Annotated in this window: 15 protein-coding genes and 1 pseudogene; 9 read left to right on the top strand and 7 right to left on the bottom strand. The window is 58.8% G+C overall.

What is annotated here, in order from left to right; translation table 11 throughout:
* The 4 genes from HMPREF3011_RS02105 to HMPREF3011_RS02090 all read left to right on the top strand — a co-directional run.
* The coding region (locus HMPREF3011_RS02105; protein ID WP_141764744.1) for an ROK family protein at positions 1-365 on the top strand (365 nt) is incomplete at its 5' end.
* A 101-nt stretch (positions 366-466) separates the two neighbouring features.
* Positions 467-1258: a lysophospholipid acyltransferase family protein gene (locus HMPREF3011_RS02100; protein ID WP_070841078.1), complete on the top strand. Its 792-nt coding sequence runs from the start codon at positions 467-469 to the stop codon at positions 1256-1258.
* Positions 1259-1409: 151 nt separating this feature from the next.
* Positions 1410-1901, top strand: a complete 492-nt coding sequence (locus tag HMPREF3011_RS02095) for a polyadenylate-specific 3'-exoribonuclease AS (RefSeq protein WP_016423018.1) — start codon at positions 1410-1412, stop codon at positions 1899-1901.
* 68 nt (positions 1902-1969) lie between these two features.
* On the top strand, positions 1970-3355 hold the full coding sequence (locus HMPREF3011_RS02090) for a class II 3-deoxy-7-phosphoheptulonate synthase (RefSeq protein ID WP_038625846.1): 1386 nt from the start codon (positions 1970-1972) through the stop codon (positions 3353-3355).
* A 72-nt stretch (positions 3356-3427) separates the two neighbouring features.
* Here HMPREF3011_RS02090 and HMPREF3011_RS02085 read toward each other — a convergent pair whose 3' ends face one another.
* Positions 3428-5800, bottom strand: coding sequence for a Stk1 family PASTA domain-containing Ser/Thr kinase (locus HMPREF3011_RS02085; RefSeq protein WP_070841077.1), 2373 nt, complete (start codon positions 5798-5800; stop codon positions 3428-3430).
* A gap of 79 nt (positions 5801-5879) precedes the next feature.
* On the opposite strand from HMPREF3011_RS02085, the pseudogene HMPREF3011_RS02080 reads away from it, so the two are divergent.
* Positions 5880-6253, top strand: a pseudogene (locus HMPREF3011_RS02080) (Rv2175c family DNA-binding protein).
* A gap of 28 nt (positions 6254-6281) precedes the next feature.
* Here the strand turns inward: HMPREF3011_RS02080 and HMPREF3011_RS02075 are convergent.
* From HMPREF3011_RS02075 to HMPREF3011_RS02060, 4 genes are all read right to left on the bottom strand, one after another.
* On the bottom strand, positions 6282-7262 hold the full coding sequence (locus HMPREF3011_RS02075) for a phytoene/squalene synthase family protein (RefSeq protein WP_070841076.1): 981 nt from the start codon (positions 7260-7262) through the stop codon (positions 6282-6284).
* Positions 7263-7268: 6 nt separating this feature from the next.
* Complete coding sequence (locus tag HMPREF3011_RS02070; protein ID WP_070841075.1) at positions 7269-8885, bottom strand: alpha-(1->6)-mannopyranosyltransferase A; 1617 nt, start codon at positions 8883-8885, stop codon at positions 7269-7271.
* An 86-nt stretch (positions 8886-8971) separates the two neighbouring features.
* The gene (gene crtI, locus HMPREF3011_RS02065) at positions 8972-10672 is read right to left on the bottom strand and encodes a phytoene desaturase family protein (protein WP_070841074.1); all 1701 of its coding nucleotides are present in this window, start codon (positions 10670-10672) and stop codon (positions 8972-8974) included.
* Positions 10673-10690: 18 nt separating this feature from the next.
* Positions 10691-11803: a polyprenyl synthetase family protein gene (locus HMPREF3011_RS02060; protein WP_049182151.1), complete on the bottom strand. Its 1113-nt coding sequence runs from the start codon at positions 11801-11803 to the stop codon at positions 10691-10693.
* A 66-nt stretch (positions 11804-11869) separates the two neighbouring features.
* Between HMPREF3011_RS02060 and metF the strand changes: the two genes are divergently transcribed.
* Positions 11870-12856, top strand: a complete 987-nt coding sequence (gene metF / locus HMPREF3011_RS02055) for a methylenetetrahydrofolate reductase [NAD(P)H] (protein ID WP_070841073.1) — start codon at positions 11870-11872, stop codon at positions 12854-12856.
* A 3-nt stretch (positions 12857-12859) separates the two neighbouring features.
* On the opposite strand, the gene HMPREF3011_RS02050 is transcribed toward metF, so the two are convergent.
* The gene (locus HMPREF3011_RS02050) at positions 12860-13534 is read right to left on the bottom strand and encodes an LppM family (lipo)protein (protein ID WP_210401634.1); all 675 of its coding nucleotides are present in this window, start codon (positions 13532-13534) and stop codon (positions 12860-12862) included.
* On the bottom strand, positions 13515-14105 hold the full coding sequence (locus tag HMPREF3011_RS02045; protein ID WP_070841072.1) for a GNAT family N-acetyltransferase: 591 nt from the start codon (positions 14103-14105) through the stop codon (positions 13515-13517). Before HMPREF3011_RS02045 ends, HMPREF3011_RS02050 begins: the two co-directional genes overlap by 20 nt.
* A 206-nt stretch (positions 14106-14311) precedes the next feature.
* Here HMPREF3011_RS02045 and HMPREF3011_RS02040 point away from each other — a divergent pair, with 206 nt between their 5' ends.
* The 3 genes from HMPREF3011_RS02040 to mraZ all read left to right on the top strand — a co-directional run bounded on the left by HMPREF3011_RS02040 (position 14312) and on the right by mraZ (position 16614).
* Positions 14312-14800 (top strand): SAV_6107 family HEPN domain-containing protein, encoded by a 489-nt coding sequence (locus HMPREF3011_RS02040; RefSeq protein WP_049192944.1) that lies wholly within the window; start codon positions 14312-14314, stop codon positions 14798-14800.
* Positions 14801-15030: 230 nt separating this feature from the next.
* Positions 15031-15474 carry a DUF3040 domain-containing protein gene (locus HMPREF3011_RS02035; protein WP_070841171.1) on the top strand — a complete coding sequence of 148 codons (444 nt, stop codon included), beginning with the start codon at positions 15031-15033 and terminating at the stop codon, positions 15472-15474.
* A gap of 708 nt (positions 15475-16182) precedes the next feature.
* Positions 16183-16614 (top strand): division/cell wall cluster transcriptional repressor MraZ, encoded by a 432-nt coding sequence (mraZ, locus tag HMPREF3011_RS02030; protein WP_005510286.1) that lies wholly within the window; start codon positions 16183-16185, stop codon positions 16612-16614.
* Positions 16615-16674 lie beyond the last annotated feature (60 nt).

The raw sequence follows: 16674 nt of genomic DNA, 5'->3' as shown, positions 1-16674 counted from the left end.
CGCGGCTTACCGACGGGCTCGTGGCCGGCTCGGTAACTGGTACCGATGTCGTCTCGGCTGCTAGGCAGGGGGATGAATTGGCTCTGGCTGCGATTGATGACTTTGCTACCTGGCTCGGGCGTGGTTTGTCGATGGTGGGCGATGTCTTTGATCCGGAATTGATTGTCATCGGTGGCGGTGTTGCCTCGGCGTCTGATTTATACCTGGACAAGGTCAAGGCCGAGTTTGCCCGCAATCTCACCGGTGCTGGCTATCGTCCGGTAGCGGATGTGCGGGTCGCTGAACTGGGTGCCGATGCCGGGTTGATTGGTGCAGCGGATATTGCGCGCAGCGTCGTGGCTGCCGAGGGTGCGGCATCGTCGTAAAGCGTCAATTGGGGGATTGTAGGGGAATTCGCCCGCGAAAAGGTGGGGAATGGCTGCGGAGATGGATCGCCGGGCCACGTGAACCTGTATAGTTTTAAACTGTGAATAATCGCTGGTACAAGTTCTTTAAGTACATCCTCATTGGCCCTTGGCTGCGGATCTATAATCGCCCGTATTACATCGGTGGTGAGAAGATTCCTCAGGAAGGTCCAGCGCTGATGGCGTCGAACCACCTTGCTGTGATGGATCACTTTTTCTTCCCACTGGTCTGCCGCCGTCAGCTGACGTTCCTGGCGAAGGCAGAGTACTTCACCACGCCGGGCTTTGTCGGCGGTATTCAGAAGTTCTTCTTCTCCTCGGTGGGGCAGGTGCCGATTGACCGTACCTCTGGTGATGCAGCCCGCGATGCGCTGAATGCAGGCTTGAAGGTGCTGTCACGCGGTGATCTGCTGGGCATTTCTTTGGAGGGCACTCGTAGTCCGGATGGTCGACTGTACCGCGGGAAAACCGGTGCGGCACGTGTAGCACTGGAGGCCGGTGTGCCGGTGTTCCCAATGGCGATGATTGATACGGAGAAGGCCAACCCGATTGGCTCGTGGATTCCTCGTCCGGGGAAGGGGGGCACGATTATCGGCGAACCGATTGATCCGTCGGAGTACAAAGCCAAGTACAGCGATGAGTATGAAGCGGCCAGGGCACTGACGGATGACCTGATTAAGGAAATTCAGAAGCTTTCGGGTCAGGAATATGTCGATGCCTATGCGACTGATGTGAAGAAGTCCTTGGAGGCCGGCAACGGCTATCCAGCGGGAACCGAGCCGGGGGGAGAGCTGACTTTTCCGGCTCCGGGGCCGAAGCCGACCCCTCGTCGCTGGTTCCGACGCGCTCGCTAGAATAATAAGGCGCAGATAGTTTTCGCGACAGTGGGGCTGCACACTTCCTAAGGCGATTCGGTGCATGGGGAAGATTTGCTCGGTAGGGCTCCGCGGTCTTTTGGTCGCGAGGTAGCCGACGCGAGGCCGAGGCTGGAGAGGATTCCACACCGTGCGTTATTTTTATGACACCGAGTTTATTGAAGACGGCAAGACTATTGATCTTGTCTCCATCGGTGTCGTAGCTGAGGACGGCCGCGAGTACTACGCGGTGTCTACCGAGTTCAACGAGAGCAAGGCTGGGCCGTGGGTGCGGGCCAATGTGCTCAATCAGCTGCCCAATCCCTCATCTCCGCTGTGGAAGAACCGGGACACGATCCGCGAGGAACTGCTGGCATTTTTCACCGAACCCGGTACGGGCAGTCCAGAGCTGTGGGCCTGGGTAGGCGCCTACGACCATATTGCGTTGGTGCAGCTTTGGGGCGATATGACCAAGCTGCCGCAGTTCATGCCGCGCTATACCCGTGAACTCAAGCAGTACTGGGAGATGGCGGGCAAGCCACGGTTACCAAAACAGACTGCAGGTAAGCACGATGCGCTGGCAGATGCCCAGCACAATCTGCTGAAGTTTCAAAAGATTGCCCAGAAGTTGCCGCTTGATTAAGCAGCGGAATGCGAATATTTGGTGACCTGACTAACACCCTTCTGGCAGGGGCACTACAATGAACTTCTGTGAGTTGGACTATTGATCTCCCTGTAGATGACCTGCCCGATCTGCCACCGCTTCCCGGCGACATGGCTGAGCGCTTTGCTGATGTCGTATCCCGCCAAGCCCTACAGCAGCCAAGCTGGGATGCCCGCGCCGCTGCTAACGTGCGTCGCATTCTCGAATCGGTGCCGCCAATTGTGGTCGCGCCTGAGGTTCGTAAGCTTCGTCAGGAGCTTGCCGACGTCGCTAATGGTAAGGCCTTCCTGCTGCAGGGCGGTGATTGTGCGGAGACCTTTGAGTCCAATACTGAGCCGCACATTCGCGCCAATGTGAAGACCTTGCTGCAGATGGCCGTTGTGCTGACCTACGGCGCATCCACCCCGGTTGTAAAGATGGCTCGTATCGCTGGTCAGTACGCTAAGCCGCGCTCGAAGGACATCGACGGCGACGGCTTGCTTAGCTACCGCGGCGACATGGTCAACGGCGTTGAGCCGACTGAAGAAGCTCGAGTTCACGACCCAGCTCGAATGGTGCGTGCTTACGCCAATGCCTCTGCGGCGATGAACCTGGTACGTGCACTGACAGGTTCGGGCACCGCTGATCTGCATCGTCTGCACGAGTGGAACCGTGAGTTCGTCAGCAACTCGCCGGCTGGTGCCCGCTACGAGGACCTGGCACGCGAGATTGATCACGCACTGCGGTTCATGGCTGCCTGTGGTGTTGCGGACTCGAACCTGCAGACCGCGCAAATTTACTGCTCGCATGAGGCACTGGTTGTTGACTACGAGCGCGCTATGCTGCGCCTGTCTGAAAACGATGGCAATCAGGAGCTGTTCAACCTCTCCGCGCATCAGCTGTGGATTGGTGAGCGCACCCGTGGTATTGAGGACTTCCACATCAACCTGGCTGCCATGATTGGCAACCCCGTCGGTGTGAAGATTGGCCCGACCACCACGCCGGAGGAGGCTGTCGCTTACGCCGACAAGCTCGACCCGTTCTTCCAGCCTGGTCGCCTGACCCTGACTTCGCGTCTGGGCAATGACAAGGTTCGCTCCGTGCTGCCTCCCATCGTTGAGGCTGTGGAAGCTTCTGGTCACAAGGTCATTTGGCAGTGCGATCCGATGCACGGCAACACTTACTCGGCCTCCAATGGTTACAAGACCCGCCACTTCGACCGCATTGTCGACGAGGTTCAGGGCTTCTTCGAGGTGCACCGCTCGATCGGCTCGCACCCGGGTGGTATCCACGTGGAGCTGACCGGCGAAGATGTCACTGAGTGCCTCGGTGGCGCGCAGGACATTTCCGATGTCGATCTGTCAGGCCGTTACGCATCCGCCTGTGACCCGCGTTTGAACACTCAGCAGTCGCTGGAGCTGGCCTTCCTGGTTGCCGAGATGCTGCGCAACTAGTTGCAACCAGCTCAGCTAGGTACAACTAGCCCAGCTAGTGCAGCACCGCACTCAGTAGAGCGCCGCACTTTTTTACAGAGTGCTGACCGAAATGCTGTCACCCGCCGTGGCCTTAGCGCCCGGTCGGGGTGACTGCAATACGATGCGATCGTCATCGTTCGCAGAGCCGTCGATGTCGAGCTGAAGATGCTGTTTCTCCGCTTCACGACGTGCCTGCGCAACAGTTTTACCCAGCAGCTGCGGAACCTTCACTGCTCTGGACACGGTCAGCGTGACAGTCGCATCATTGGGGTTAACCAGACGACCTGCACTTGGTGAGACTGCGTCAACACGGCCGTAGTCGCGCGAGGAGGAGGACGCGTCCTTTACTTCGCTTACCTCAATGCCCTCGCGCTGCAGAATTTGACGAGCAGTATCCTCCGACTTGCCCACTACATTGGGCACTTCGATGCCGTTGTTAATGGTCAACGTCACAGAACTACCGCGTTCGAGGCCAGTGCCTTCCTCAGGAGACACGGAAAGAACCTCTTCCGGCTCAGCAGAGGAGGAAAACTCCGCCGATACCTCCCGGACTTCCAGCCCGGCCTTGCTCAACAGCTCACGAGCTTCATCCTCTTGAAGCCCCACGATCTTTGGCACCTTCACCGGTGCTGGACCCTGGGAGTAATGCACAGTCACAACTGAGCCAACTTCGACGGTCTGTCCTGGAGCAGGAACCGCAAAGACCAAGCCGCCCGTGGAGACATCATCGGAAAAGACGGGGTCTCCGACCTCTTCTTTCAACGTCCGCTTAGCTAGGGCAGCGCTGAACACTTCCTTTGAGTGGTTCGCGGGATATGCGGGCACAGTCGGGCGGCCAAGGCTGACCAGTACGCGAACATCATCACCGCGGACAACCCGCGCTCCAGCCAGAGGGTCCGAGCCAATAATCTGGGACACTGCGACATCGTTGTCGTAGCGCTCATCAACCACCGGTTCAAAGCCCGCCTCACTGATTGCGGTCATCGCCTGTGGTTGTGACAGCCCAGCGATAGAAGGCACTTCGCCGTAACGGCCAGAGCCCAGCCACCATGCGCCAAGCCCCATGCCCAACGTGGCAACCAGGGCGATAATCAGCCACAATGCACATCCACGGCGCGTCCGCTGTCGGGTAGCTCGACGGCTCTTCGGCGTCTGAGTCTGAGCAGATCGCGGCTGCGGATGCTGCGGGTGCTGTGCGCCCTGAGTGTCCGGCGGCAGCGGATATTCCGGAGCACCCGGGACGTCGGCTGGTACGAGAGCTCCACCAGACGGCTCCGGGGATTCCCAGCCAGTGGGGTTGTACCCGTCATGGCGATTGAAAGTGCGTGTCCGCCCCGCATTCGGGTCGTCGAAATCATCGAAAATATTCGGTGGTCCCGGTGGTCGGGAAGAAACGGGGTTACCGGGTACGTCCGTCGAGAAGCCATAGCCGTCGTGACCGAAGCGCTCGGGTGCCGTCTCTGCGGTGCCGTGTCGGTCATCGAAATGGTCGTTGCGCGGTCGGTGGAAGTCCTCTGTGAGCCCCTCCATGGCGGCAGCGTTGGCGGCTGCTGAATTTACGGGCGACGGCACGCGGAATGGGGGCAGCGCGAGCTTGTCCGCAATGTCTTCGAGGGCGTCACCGAATTCCTCGGCCGTCTCAAACCGATCCTCCGGCCTGCGGGAACAAGCGTGGGCGACCAACTCGTCGAACTCCTCGGGAACGCCGTCGATGAGCTCCGAAGGTGGCGGGACATCTTCGTTCAATCGCTTCATGGCAACGCCCAGTGAGGAATCGGCGATGAATGGAGTGGTGCCGGTAAGTAGCTCAAAGAGCAAAATACCCGCCGCATACACATCGGAGGCAGGGGAGATGGATTCACCCGTGACCTGCTCCGGAGCCAGATAAGCGACGGTGCCGACGATGACCGAGTTAGAGGTCACCTTGGCATCAGCGGCCGCGTGCACTAGACCGAAATCCGCCAGCTTCACCCGCCCGTCCGAAGCAATCAGCACATTTTCCGGCTTGATATCTCGGTGCACCATGCCGCGAGAATGCGCCACCGATAGAGCGCGCAGAACCGAGCGCATCACGACGGCAGCTGCATGCGGAGGCATCGGACCGCGCTGACGGAGCAGCTCGCGGAGGGTCCCCCCGTCGACGAATTCCATAATGAGGAACACATGTCCCGCCGGATCCGTGCCCTGGTCGTAGACGTTGACGAGCGACTCGTCATTGAGGTGCGCGACCGCGCGGGCCTCACGTTCGAAGCGGATGCGGAAAGATTCGTCGTCGACAAAACGCGGATCCATGACCTTTGCGGCCACCCTGCGATCGAGCCGCAAATCGGTGGCGCAGTACACGGTGCTCATCCCACCGTGTGCGATGGTGGCTCCAATACGGTAGCGACCATCGAGAATCTGCCCCTCGACAAGCTGCGACATAAACCAGCCTTCCCTATTCCAATCAGTTGCTTCCAACAAGTATATGGGGACGTACCTACCGCGAAGCCAACGCGCTAAAGTGACCAGTGTGAGAAAGATTCCAACTTGCCACGATGTCCTCAGCGCCGACGAACCCACTCTTGCGCTGCCCGATGCCGCCGACCTCATTGGTGTCGCTGTCACCCGTATTCACGCATTGCTGCAGGAGGGGCGCCTTATTGCAGTCAACCGCGATGGCGTTCCACAAATTCCCGCTCGCTTCTTCGAGGGCGACGAAGTCGCTCGTTTTGTTCCCGGCGCACTCGCCTTGCTTGCCGACGGCGGCTACACGCGAGAAGAATCGCTGGAGTGGCTGTTTCCGAAGATGATTCTCTGCCTGGGCGTCCGGTGGATGCCCTGCACGGTCACCTCGCTCGCGAAGTAATGCGCCGCGCACAGGCTATGGCGTTGTAAAACCCGGACGGCGTCCTACGCCCGCGTCCTACGCCCCCGATAGCTCCTGTCGTAATCGCCCGGCCACTGCTGTGAAAAGCAGTGGGAGGGCGATTTTTGCTTTTCGAGCGCGTCCCACGTGAGCGCGTTGCGCAAAGACGTTGTAGTTCATGCGCTCAATTTCGCCGAGAATATCAGAGTAGAGAATCTCCGCGGCACGGATAGCCTGACGCCCTGGCACCCCCAACATGTCCACGCCGCTGCTGGCTTCGGCATAGAGCGCGCGGTTGCGAGCGATGAAGTAGGCCAATGCCTGACGTACCGCCGGGGTCGTCTGTCCCGTGGCGGCGCAGTAGCCGATTTCCTCGGTACCCACTCCGAAGGCCTCCCACTCATTCAGCGGTAGGTAAATACGGCCACGGCGAAAATCCTCGGCGATGTCGCGGAGGAAATTTGTCACCTGAAAGGCTTTTCCCAGACACTCTGCGTAGGGGGTGGCTTCCTCACAGGAGACCCCTGTGCGGGTGCCTAGGATGGGCATCATCTCAAGGCCGATGACTGCTGCGGAGCCCCACATATACGAGTCGAGCTGCTCCCATGTTTCAAAATGCGCAATATGGCAGGATGTGTCGGGCACGTCCATCAGCATGGAGTGAACAAAGTCCGCAGAGAGCTGTGGATCGATGTCGTAGTCGCGAAAAGTCTGTGCGGCCGCCGAGATGACGGCACGGTCGCGGCCGCGGTGGACGTCGTCAAGCGAACCGATGACGACAGCTGAGTGGAAAAGCTCGCTTAAGCGTGTGACCGTGGCTTCGATGTGCGTGGGCGAGCGGTCGGCATCGGCGGGGCAGTCGACGTAGTCATCGACAATGCGCGCCCAGGCGTAGAGAGACCACACCGCACGCTGTTGGCGAGGTGCCAAAAGCCTCGTGGCCAGGGAATACGTGCGACCGTGGGAGGTCATAATATCGCGGCAGAGCTCGTAGGACTGTGGTAGCGCGACGGTCGAGAGAGGCTGTGGGGTGGGCATGGACAACTAGGCGACCTCGGTCGACCGCGGCAGGGGCGCCACCGTGGAATCCGTGTCTGCGGTGGTTTTATCGTCGCGCCACGGGTACTTCCAGCTGAATTTTCCAGTGGTCAGCCAGCTGACGGCCAACCAGCCGAGAACGGTGATGATAACCATCCAGGGCACGTCGTAGAAGCGGTGATTGCCGCCGCCGGCGAACGACAGCGACAGGATGAATGTGAACAATACGGTGCCTTGAATCACCCATCGTGGCGGGCGAATCGTTCCCATGGGAGTCAGCAAGCTGGCGTAGTACCAGGGCAGTGCCACGGCATTAAAGACGCAGGCCACCACATATGCGGCAATCATGCCAGCGACATTGTTACGAGGGGTGGCTCGGAAGTAGAACCAGGAAATAACGAGCCCCACCAGCATGATGACGGAGGAGACCACGCGTGTGTGGCTGACGATGACGTTGAAACCGATGTCGTCGTTGAACCACGCCATGACACCGGAGACCACACCAGCTACCGCTGACGGTGCTGCCAGGGGGTTAATCACCTTGGTGTTGCCACTGATCTCAGAGATCCAGCCCCAGCTCGAGCCGGTCAGCCACGTCACCACTGCAAGCGTGCCGACGCAGACTGCGACCAACGCGATGCCCACACCGGCAATCGCCGGAATCTTGCGCAGCATCTTATGAAGCGTGGTGATGGGCTCGCTCCTAGTCAGCACGATCCACACGACGAAGGGCAGCGCCAAGACAGCGGTGGCTTTCAGCGCGACGCCGATTCCGATGAGGACAGCGGCGACCAGGCCACCCCGCATGCGCTCCATGCACAGTGCGGCGACGAGCGCCAAGCTGACCAAGCCGACCATCAGTGCTTCGTTGTGCATACCCGCAATCAGATGCAGTAGCACCAGTGGATTGAGCACTCCGAGCCACTGTGCGAAAGCCGGATTTGCTCCAAGCTCCCGGGCGATTCGCGGGATCGACCAGACAATGGCGGCGAAGCCCAGCAGGCACACGATGCGGTAGAGAATCACGCCGACGGTGATGTTGTCGCCGACAAGCCGCGTGATGACCTCGCCAATTCCCAGATGCAGCGGGCCATATGGGGTGGTGGTGTTCCGCCAGTCTGCGGATACCTCCAGCAGCATTGGCCCTGGATTGGCTGCAGCTCCCTCGGTGTAGGGATCAAACCCATCGCGGACCATCGCGCCCTGCATGAGATACGAATAGACATCGCGAGAGAACAGCGGTGCGGCCAGCGCGAGGGGAATTGCCCAGGCCAACAGGATTGAATTAAACCGGCGCAACGTGGACTCATCGCCGCCAGCGTTCGCTGACGCCATAGCGTCTGCTGCGTCGCCAGAATGGGCAGAACCGGCCACAATGTCCCGGATAGTCCCCGTCGAGAACAGCAGTTCCCGCCCGATGCGCAGCCACGAGATAAGCAGCAGGGCGATACCTACCCAAATCACAATCTCACAGAAAATCTGACCGTGACCGTAGGTGATCCAGTCGAGTCCCAGAGCGTGGACAAGGCCGCCACGGTAGCGGTTCGCACCGGAACCGTAGGAGCCCAGAGCAATGAGGATGCCACCGTAGACACCCAGCTGAGCACTCCGCGATAAATTCATGTCAACCTAAACAATCGATACATTGCTGATGCATTAATCCTAGTTGGTCAGTGACCACCGGCAGACATCCGGGAGACATTCAGGAGCTAAGGCGTTTCAAACCGCTGTGCCGCAAGTCGTCCAGAAATCATGACCGTCGGCACGCCAACTCCCGGCACCGTCGTCGATCCCGCCAGCGTCAGATTCTTTGGCATCTTCGGAGAGAAGTTGCGGGGACGGAATGGCCCCGTCTGTCGGAACAGATGCGCCAGCCCAAACGGCGAGCCAACGCCCATGTCACGTTCTTGCCACTGTTGAGGGGTATCGATCCGACCGACTCGCCACTTCGTAGAGATCCCGGTCAGTCCGCGCCGCTCCAGCTCAGCGGTTATTTTCGCGACGTAGTCCCCACCGATTCGCGACCAAATCAGATTGGCCGACTGCAAGTTGGGGCACGGCGCGAGCACGCTGACAGGCTCCCACTGCACGCCGTTCGCATCTGTGACGATACGCTCCGGCGCGCTCACCGCAGGCCGGGTGACCAGCAATGACGGGTCCGACATTAGCTTTCCATGACGCGGTGACGAGATTTCTTCAAAGGTCTCGTTCCACTTTTCGCCAAACGAAATCAGGTGATGCCGTTTCGGCCACGTCGTCGTCTCCGAAACCGGAATCAGTCCGTGCGCCACCACCGCCGATGGGGAAAATCGAACCGGGAACAGCCGCCGCGCTCCTGTCCGCTTTACGACGCTCCGAAGGCCTCGCCACTTCGATGAGCTACTGGCGGCAGAGGTAGTCGCGTCGTGAAGCCAGCTCTGCACCACAGGTAAATCGGTAGTAGCGATGACGGCATCGGCGGGACGCTCGCCAGTTGCCGTGGTGACGGCGGAGACAAAGCCTGCCTCGTCGAGCTTCAGCCCAGTGACATCAACGCCGAAGTCGATGGTGCCGCCAGCTCGACGGACGGCCTCGGCGAGCAACTCGCTGACGGCGCCTATACCCGAACCAAATGCGGGGGAGTGCGGATAGTAAACCCCCATCGAGGTATCCATGTGGGAAATGCAGCCGTAGACCGCACGGGCCTTAGCAGGAGGTACACCTGCGTAAAGCGCCTGGAAGCTGAAAACGCGAGCGAGATCATTATCTCCGAGGAAGACACGAATCTTAGGTTCGAGGGCGCCGAAGGCACCGAGTCGGAGGAGCGTAGTGAGGTCGCGAAGCGCGCCGGGCCCGGTGAATAGGTCCGTAACGCGGTCAAAGCTGCGGGACATGAAGTTGTCGAAGCAGGCATTGAAGAGACTTTGCAGCCACGTGCGGAGTTTGCGGTAGCCGGTGACGGTGGAGTCAGAGGCGCCGAAGCGGGCGAGCTCATCGGCCATCATGTCTTCGTTGGAAAACACGTCGAGCCCGCCGCGGGTGGCAAATTCCGCACGGTAGGTGGGCGTGATTGGGGAGGCCGAAAAACCCGGGTCGATATCGCGCGCGTAGAGGCCGACGGCGGCGAGGGCATCGTCGACAAGCGAGGGCATGGTCCATACAGTTGCGCCAGTGTCGAAGACTGCGGTGAGCGATTGCTCGTCGATCTCGACGGTGACAGGTTCACTGGCGCAGCGTCCGCCGACGAAACTTTCCCGCTCGACAACGGTGACATCGTAGCCATCGGCGATGGCGTAGAGCGCGGCGGTAAGTCCGGACAGGCCTGCGCCGATGATGGTCAGTCGTGGTGTGGCGCCCTTATGAGGACGAGTGATCGCACGTCGCAGACGCGGGGAATTACTGAGGGCACGAGTGGGGGAAGCAGCGGGCATGACTACGCAACACCTGGTCTAATGCTGACGAGCGGTGGCGCGAACGCCCATAGCAATGAGGTTCTCGCGCGAGGTTGCAGGCAGGTCTGCATTCTCGATAGTGGAGAAAGCGCGGCTGGTCAGGCGGTCAATTTCACGTTCGACGGCATCGGCAGCTCCGGATTCAGCGATAAGATTGCGTAGCTCATCGATTTCTGCAGCAGACGAGACTGTTCCCAGGCGTTCATCGATAAAGCGGGCCTTTTCAGGTGCGGAATCGCGGTAGAGGCTCAAAGCCTGGCCGACCAGGACGGTTCGCTTGCCCTCGCGGAGGTCATCGCCGGCGGGCTTGCCCGTGACTTCGGGATCACCGAAAACGCCAAGCTGATCGTCGCGGAGCTGGAATGCCACGCCGATATCGCGGCCGAAGCTGCGGTAGGCCTCAACCAATTCCGCTGGCGCGCCGGCAATCGCGGCACCAATGTGGAGAGGCCGCTCGATGGTGTAGGCGGCGGTCTTGAACAGATTGATTTTCTCAGCGGTCTCGACGCGACTGTCCCGGCTGGCTTCGGCCGTGATATCGAGCAGTTGGCCGCCAAGTACTTCAGTGCGCATAGCCCGCCAGGGGACAAGTGCGCGGGTTAGTGCCTCCGAGCTGAGACCTGAAGAGTGCATCATGTCATCAGCCCAGGTCAAAGCGACATCGCCAATGAGAATTGCGGCCGAAATACCGAAGCGGTCGGCGGCTCCATTCCAGCTATTGGCCTCGTGCTTGGCCTCGAATACCTTGTGGATAGTCGGTGCGCCACGGCGCGTATCAGCGTCATCGATGATGTCGTCATGAATGAGTGCGCAGGCTTGAATGAGCTCCAGGGCACTCACCGCGTTCATCACAGCCTGGGAATCCTCTGCTGGGGAGAAACGGCCTTCGAGTCCGCCTGCTCCCAACCACCCCTGCCAGGCGAAGGCTGGACGCACGCGCTTGCCCCCATTGAGGACGAAGGAGTGGAGCGAATCTATGGCCTCGGTGTACACCGCATCGACCGACGCGACATCGTCGCCACGGCTTTTGAGGTAATTCTCCAGCGTTTTGGTAACAGCAGCTGGTACTTCGCGGGGCTGCAGCGCGGCCAAATCCAGTTCTTCGCTCATGTGAGCCTCTCGTCGATGACGGGTAATGCTGACTCAAGAATAGGACACCGCTTAGTATGAGTGACTATGTCCTCAACAATGCCACTGTCGCCAGGCCGCCAAGTGACGATCCGCCAGGCTCTTTCAATGCCGAGCGCGGGCAGTATTCCCTTCTCGGTCGAGTTCATGCCTCCGCGTGACGACGCGGCCGAGGAACGTCTTCTCCGAGCAGCTGAGGCTTTCCATGATCTTGGCGCCTCCTTTGCATCGGTGACATACGGCGCCGGTGGTTCTAGCCGCGACCGCACCCTGCGAATCGCCCAGCGCGTTTCGAAGCAGCCGCTTACAACGCTTGTGCACCTGACATTGGTAGAGCACACCGTCGACGAGCTGCGAGAAATCCTGCGTTCTTACCTCAGCGCGGGGCTGACTAATCTGCTCGTTCTGCGTGGTGATCCGCCGGGAGACCCCCTTGGTCCTTGGGTGGAGACCGAGGGTGGTCTGCACTACGCCAGCGAGCTGATTGAGCTGATTAAGGCCGAGCCGGAGTTCGAAAAATTTGAAATCGGCATTGCGTCGTTCCCGGAAGGACACTACCGCTCGCCAGATTTGGACCATGACACGCAGTACACGCTTGCCAAGCTGCGCGCGGGAGCCGAATACTCGATTACTCAGATGTTCTTCGATATTGAGCACTACTTGCGCCTTCGAGACCGCCTGGTGGAAGCCGACCCAGTGCAAGGTGCCAAGCCCATCATTCCGGGGCTGATGCCGATTACGTCGCTGCGCTCAGTGCGCAGGCAGGTTGAGCTCTCAGGGGCTCAGTTGCCATCCGATTTGGAGGAACGCCTGATTAAGGCAGCAGATGGTGACGAGCAGGCCAATAAGGATGAGATTCGCAAGATTGGTATCGAGTTTTCGACCAACATGGCAGAGCGTCTCATCGCCGAAGGCGTGCCGGGGCTGCACTTTATGACTATGAACTTCGCCCGCGCCTCCCAGGAGGTTTTGCACAACCTCGGCATGGCACCCGCATGGGGCACCGGCCAGGATATGCTGCGCGGCGGTTTTTAATTGCTAAAAGTCCTGCATGTCGCGGATTCTTCGCGCCCACAGGACGCCTAGTACTGAAGCCAGGACACCGGCGGCTGTGGTCACACCGGCAAACAAGAGGAATTGATTCCGCTTGGTGGATCCAGCCGGCGACGAAGCCCATACATTATGGTTCTCGCCACTGGCGAGCTGCCACTCCACCTTGTTCGGTTCGGTCTGGCGGCCATTGGAGTCAGTAACCTGCTCCGGGAACGCGACGACGAAATCAACCTTCGCGCCGGGCAGATGAGTCAAATCCATGTGACCGTTCATCGAAATCTTGCCGCCACCGGTACGGTCTAGGTCGATGTCTATGCGATCGTCGGAAAACTGTCGGAGCGTATCGGTGAGTTCAATGAAGTGCAGCTCGTTGAACGAGACTTCCATCTTTCCCATGGAGGAGTCGATTTCTCCCTGTGAGACGCGGTCGGAGAGATCTTCCGGCACTTGCCACTGCTCAAATTGGGAACGGACTTCCTCCGTGGGCGTTACGTGAATTGTGCCCGAGACCCTGTCATCGCCGGAAATGGTAATGCCAGCCTGCGCGTCAAAGCAGCCGCTGAGCGGCAAGATGGCGGCAATCCCTGCCATTGCTGTGGTAATGCGCAGAAGCGAAAGCCGTCGACGTGGTGTGGAAGGTTCACTCGGTAATGATGTCACGGGGAAGATCTACTCCTAGAACTGCAAAGGGACGGGAGTCCCCTGTGAAATAAAAGTTCCTTAAAACATCCTTGAAACCAAATTGGCGGTAGAGCTGCCATGCCCTATTGGCCTCATTCGGGTATTCCGGCGTTGACAACAGAACTCGCGTGTCTGGGCGGGAATCGACCAACTCGCGGAGCAGCCGTTTACCGAGTCCCCGTCCCTGAAAGCTGGGGTGTATGTGAATCTCAGACAGTTCGGCGTAGTTTCCCAAGAGCTTGACGACGTCCGGTAGCGAGCGCCCGTCCATGAGCAGTCCATCTCTTACCTGGCGATACCACCAGTGCGTGTCCAATCCTGTGCGGCAGTAGCCGATGCCAACCAACCTGCAGCGCGGGTCGCGGAGAGCCTGGGCAGGGGAGAGCTCTTCGGGGTGAGCTATGGCTGCAGCAGCCATGAAGCCGGGTTGAGTGGTTTGCTTCTGCCATTCATGGAGACGACCGGGCAAGATTGCGGGGTTGTACTGCATCGCGGTGATGTAGAGAGCCACTGCTTCTTGCAGGCGGAGATTGAAGTCTCCTGCTGTCATCGGAACCACGCTGTATTTCACAGTGACCAGATTAGCGACTTAGACGAACTTAGTTGTGAGATTACTGCAATAACATCGGGTCGAACAGGTGTGCGAAACTATGCCTGGCGCAGTCCGGGGTTGGGGATAAATTGCAGTCAATCCCGCTAAGGAGAAGCGGAAAATCTGTGCTCATGTGAATGCTGTGTGAAAGGAGAAGCAGGGCGGTGGCAAGGTCGAACGTGGTGGAGTTTAGGGCGATTTCGCAGTCGGGTTCGGTCGCCCCGGTCGGTGTCTCAAAGCAATCGCTGGAGCTGCTGGGGCGGGCAGAGGCTCTGCTAGTGAATGCTCGGAATGCTGGCTCTGATGAGATGCTGGAGCTTTCCTACTGTGCGGCACTGCGCTGCGCAGGCGCGCTGTTGAATCGCGACGATGCATCGGTGGCTGGGGGTTCTGGCTCGGGCTCTCGTTCGGGCTCAGCAGTTAGGCGTCGTCGTTCGGCAACACAGAGTGCCTGGTTGCGTTTAAGGAAAGAGCAGCCCGAATTTGATAGCTGGGTCACCAAATTCGAGCAGTTCACCGCACTGCGTGAGGAAGTCCGGTTGGGTATTTCGCGTCGCATTGACTCGCGGCGGGCACAGGAGTTGTGGGATTTAAGTTGTGCATTCTTGGGGGCTGTCCGGGCCGAGCTGGGTGTTCTGCCCGCGGCTGCGTAAGCCGGTGGGAGCGTGTTAGAGCGTTGCTTTCCTAAATAAATGGGGGATTGTTGGGATTCATGGAACAATAGGGGTGAGTCACCCGTTGAAGGGGTAAGAATGAAGCTAACGGACGCCGCGTTAGCAGTAGGTGGCCTGTGATTAACTTTGCTGTATCGGCACTGTTAGTTGAAGGGTCGAGGCTCGCCAGTATCGCGGTGGGCAATGCTCAAGTAGGCGATGGAGGAATTGTGGGACTATCTGAGCACGAACAGCGGATGCTCGACGAAATCGAGTCTGCACTCTACGCTGAGGATCCTAAATTTAGTTCGACGATGGCCGGAAATGCGTTCAGCTTTCCGGAGGAAAACAGCGCACCCCGTGGGTTTTCGATCCAGGTTTTTGCGCTCATGCTCCTTGGTCTGCTGATGCTGATTGGCGGCGTCGCTCTTTTCTCTGTGAGCAATTGGTTCATTGTGTTGTCGGTAGCCGGCTTTGGTCTTATGTTCGGTTCCGGCGTTTGGGCTCTGACTGGCGCCGGTAGGCAGGAGAAGTCTAGTTCTGCTTCGGGGCTGAACTTTGGAAAGTCTAAGTCCGGGGCGGCAAAGAGTCGTCGAGGAGCCTCGGGTGGTCGTGGTTCCTCTGGTGACTCCACGTTGGAATCGCGTTTCCGTGGCCGCTTCGAGGGGCGTTAGGGGACAGGCCTTAAAGATAAAAAGTGAGGGCAAGCCACCGCTGGCTTGCCCTCACTTTTTTGTTTTTCTAGACGCGAATCGTCTCCACAAGATCTCACCCACTTTGCCCCACCACGAGTCCCCACTTTCCTCCACTTAGCCATTGGGATGGAGGAATTCTTATCTGCAGTCGTTGCCGGCATTCCTGAGAGTTTGGCTCCGGCGAAACAAAGTTGCAGTTCAGCGGGCTAAGTCCGGCGACCAGGTTGAATCTGGATAGTTTTTAGTAGGTAAGTGGTGTGTATTGGGGTGTAGGCCGCCTGTTGTTAACTATGTGGTTGGTGTGGCGTCGTTATCTGTGGGGTTGCGGGTGGGTGCCCCACTTTTTGTTCACACTTTAATTGTCGACGATTTTCTTTAAAAGCCCATGTCAACTGGGTTAAATTAGATGTCGCAGCGGTGGGGTTGCGCTGATATTGCGGCTATTTTTCTCCTTCTTATGTTGATAGTGGCAGATAGTGGGGTAAAGTGGGGCGTGATGTTGATTGAGGTTGGTCAACATTGCAGAAGTGAATATCCGATTTGCGCTTAAAGTTTGGCGAGATTTTGGCACGGCGGGAAAAGCACGGCCCTCCGGCTCTGCTTGAAGGCAATGCCTAAATCCCCGGATTCGGTAAGCGTTTGTGCGTTGACATTGAGGTTGACACGGGGATAGGAGGCCAGTGACGCATGTTTCTGGGCACCTATACTCCGAAACTTGATGACAAAGGGCGCCTGACGTTGCCGGCGAAGTTCCGCGAGGATCTCGCAGGTGGCCTGATGGTCACTAAAGGGCAGGATCATTCTCTGGCGGTGTATCCGAAAGAGGAGTTCGTCAAACTAGCTCAGCGGGCCACTAAGGCCTCTCGTACGAATGCCAAGGCGCGAGCTTTCATTCGAAATCTTGCGGCGAGCACCGATGAGCAGCGCCCCGATGGTTCCGGGCGAATCACGTTATCGATGGATCACCGTCGGTACGCGAATCTCTCAAAAGAGTGTGTGGTTATCGGTTCTATTGACTTTCTGGAGATCTGGGACAAAGAGTCCTGGGAGGCCTACCAAGCGGAGCATGAAGCTGATTTCTCCGAAGGTGAGGATGACTCGCTGTTCGGCGTTTTATAAACCGCTTGGAATAACCGAAAAGAGGGAATGTCCGCATGGACTCTGCCTGATAGCCCCTGG

It is taken from the genome of Corynebacterium sp. HMSC074C04, assembly GCF_001838295.1.
Taxonomy (GTDB): Bacteria; Actinomycetota; Actinomycetes; order Mycobacteriales; family Mycobacteriaceae; genus Corynebacterium; species Corynebacterium amycolatum.
The sequence above is the reverse complement of the archived record's forward strand: the minus strand, read 5'-3'. Positions and strand labels throughout refer to the sequence as shown.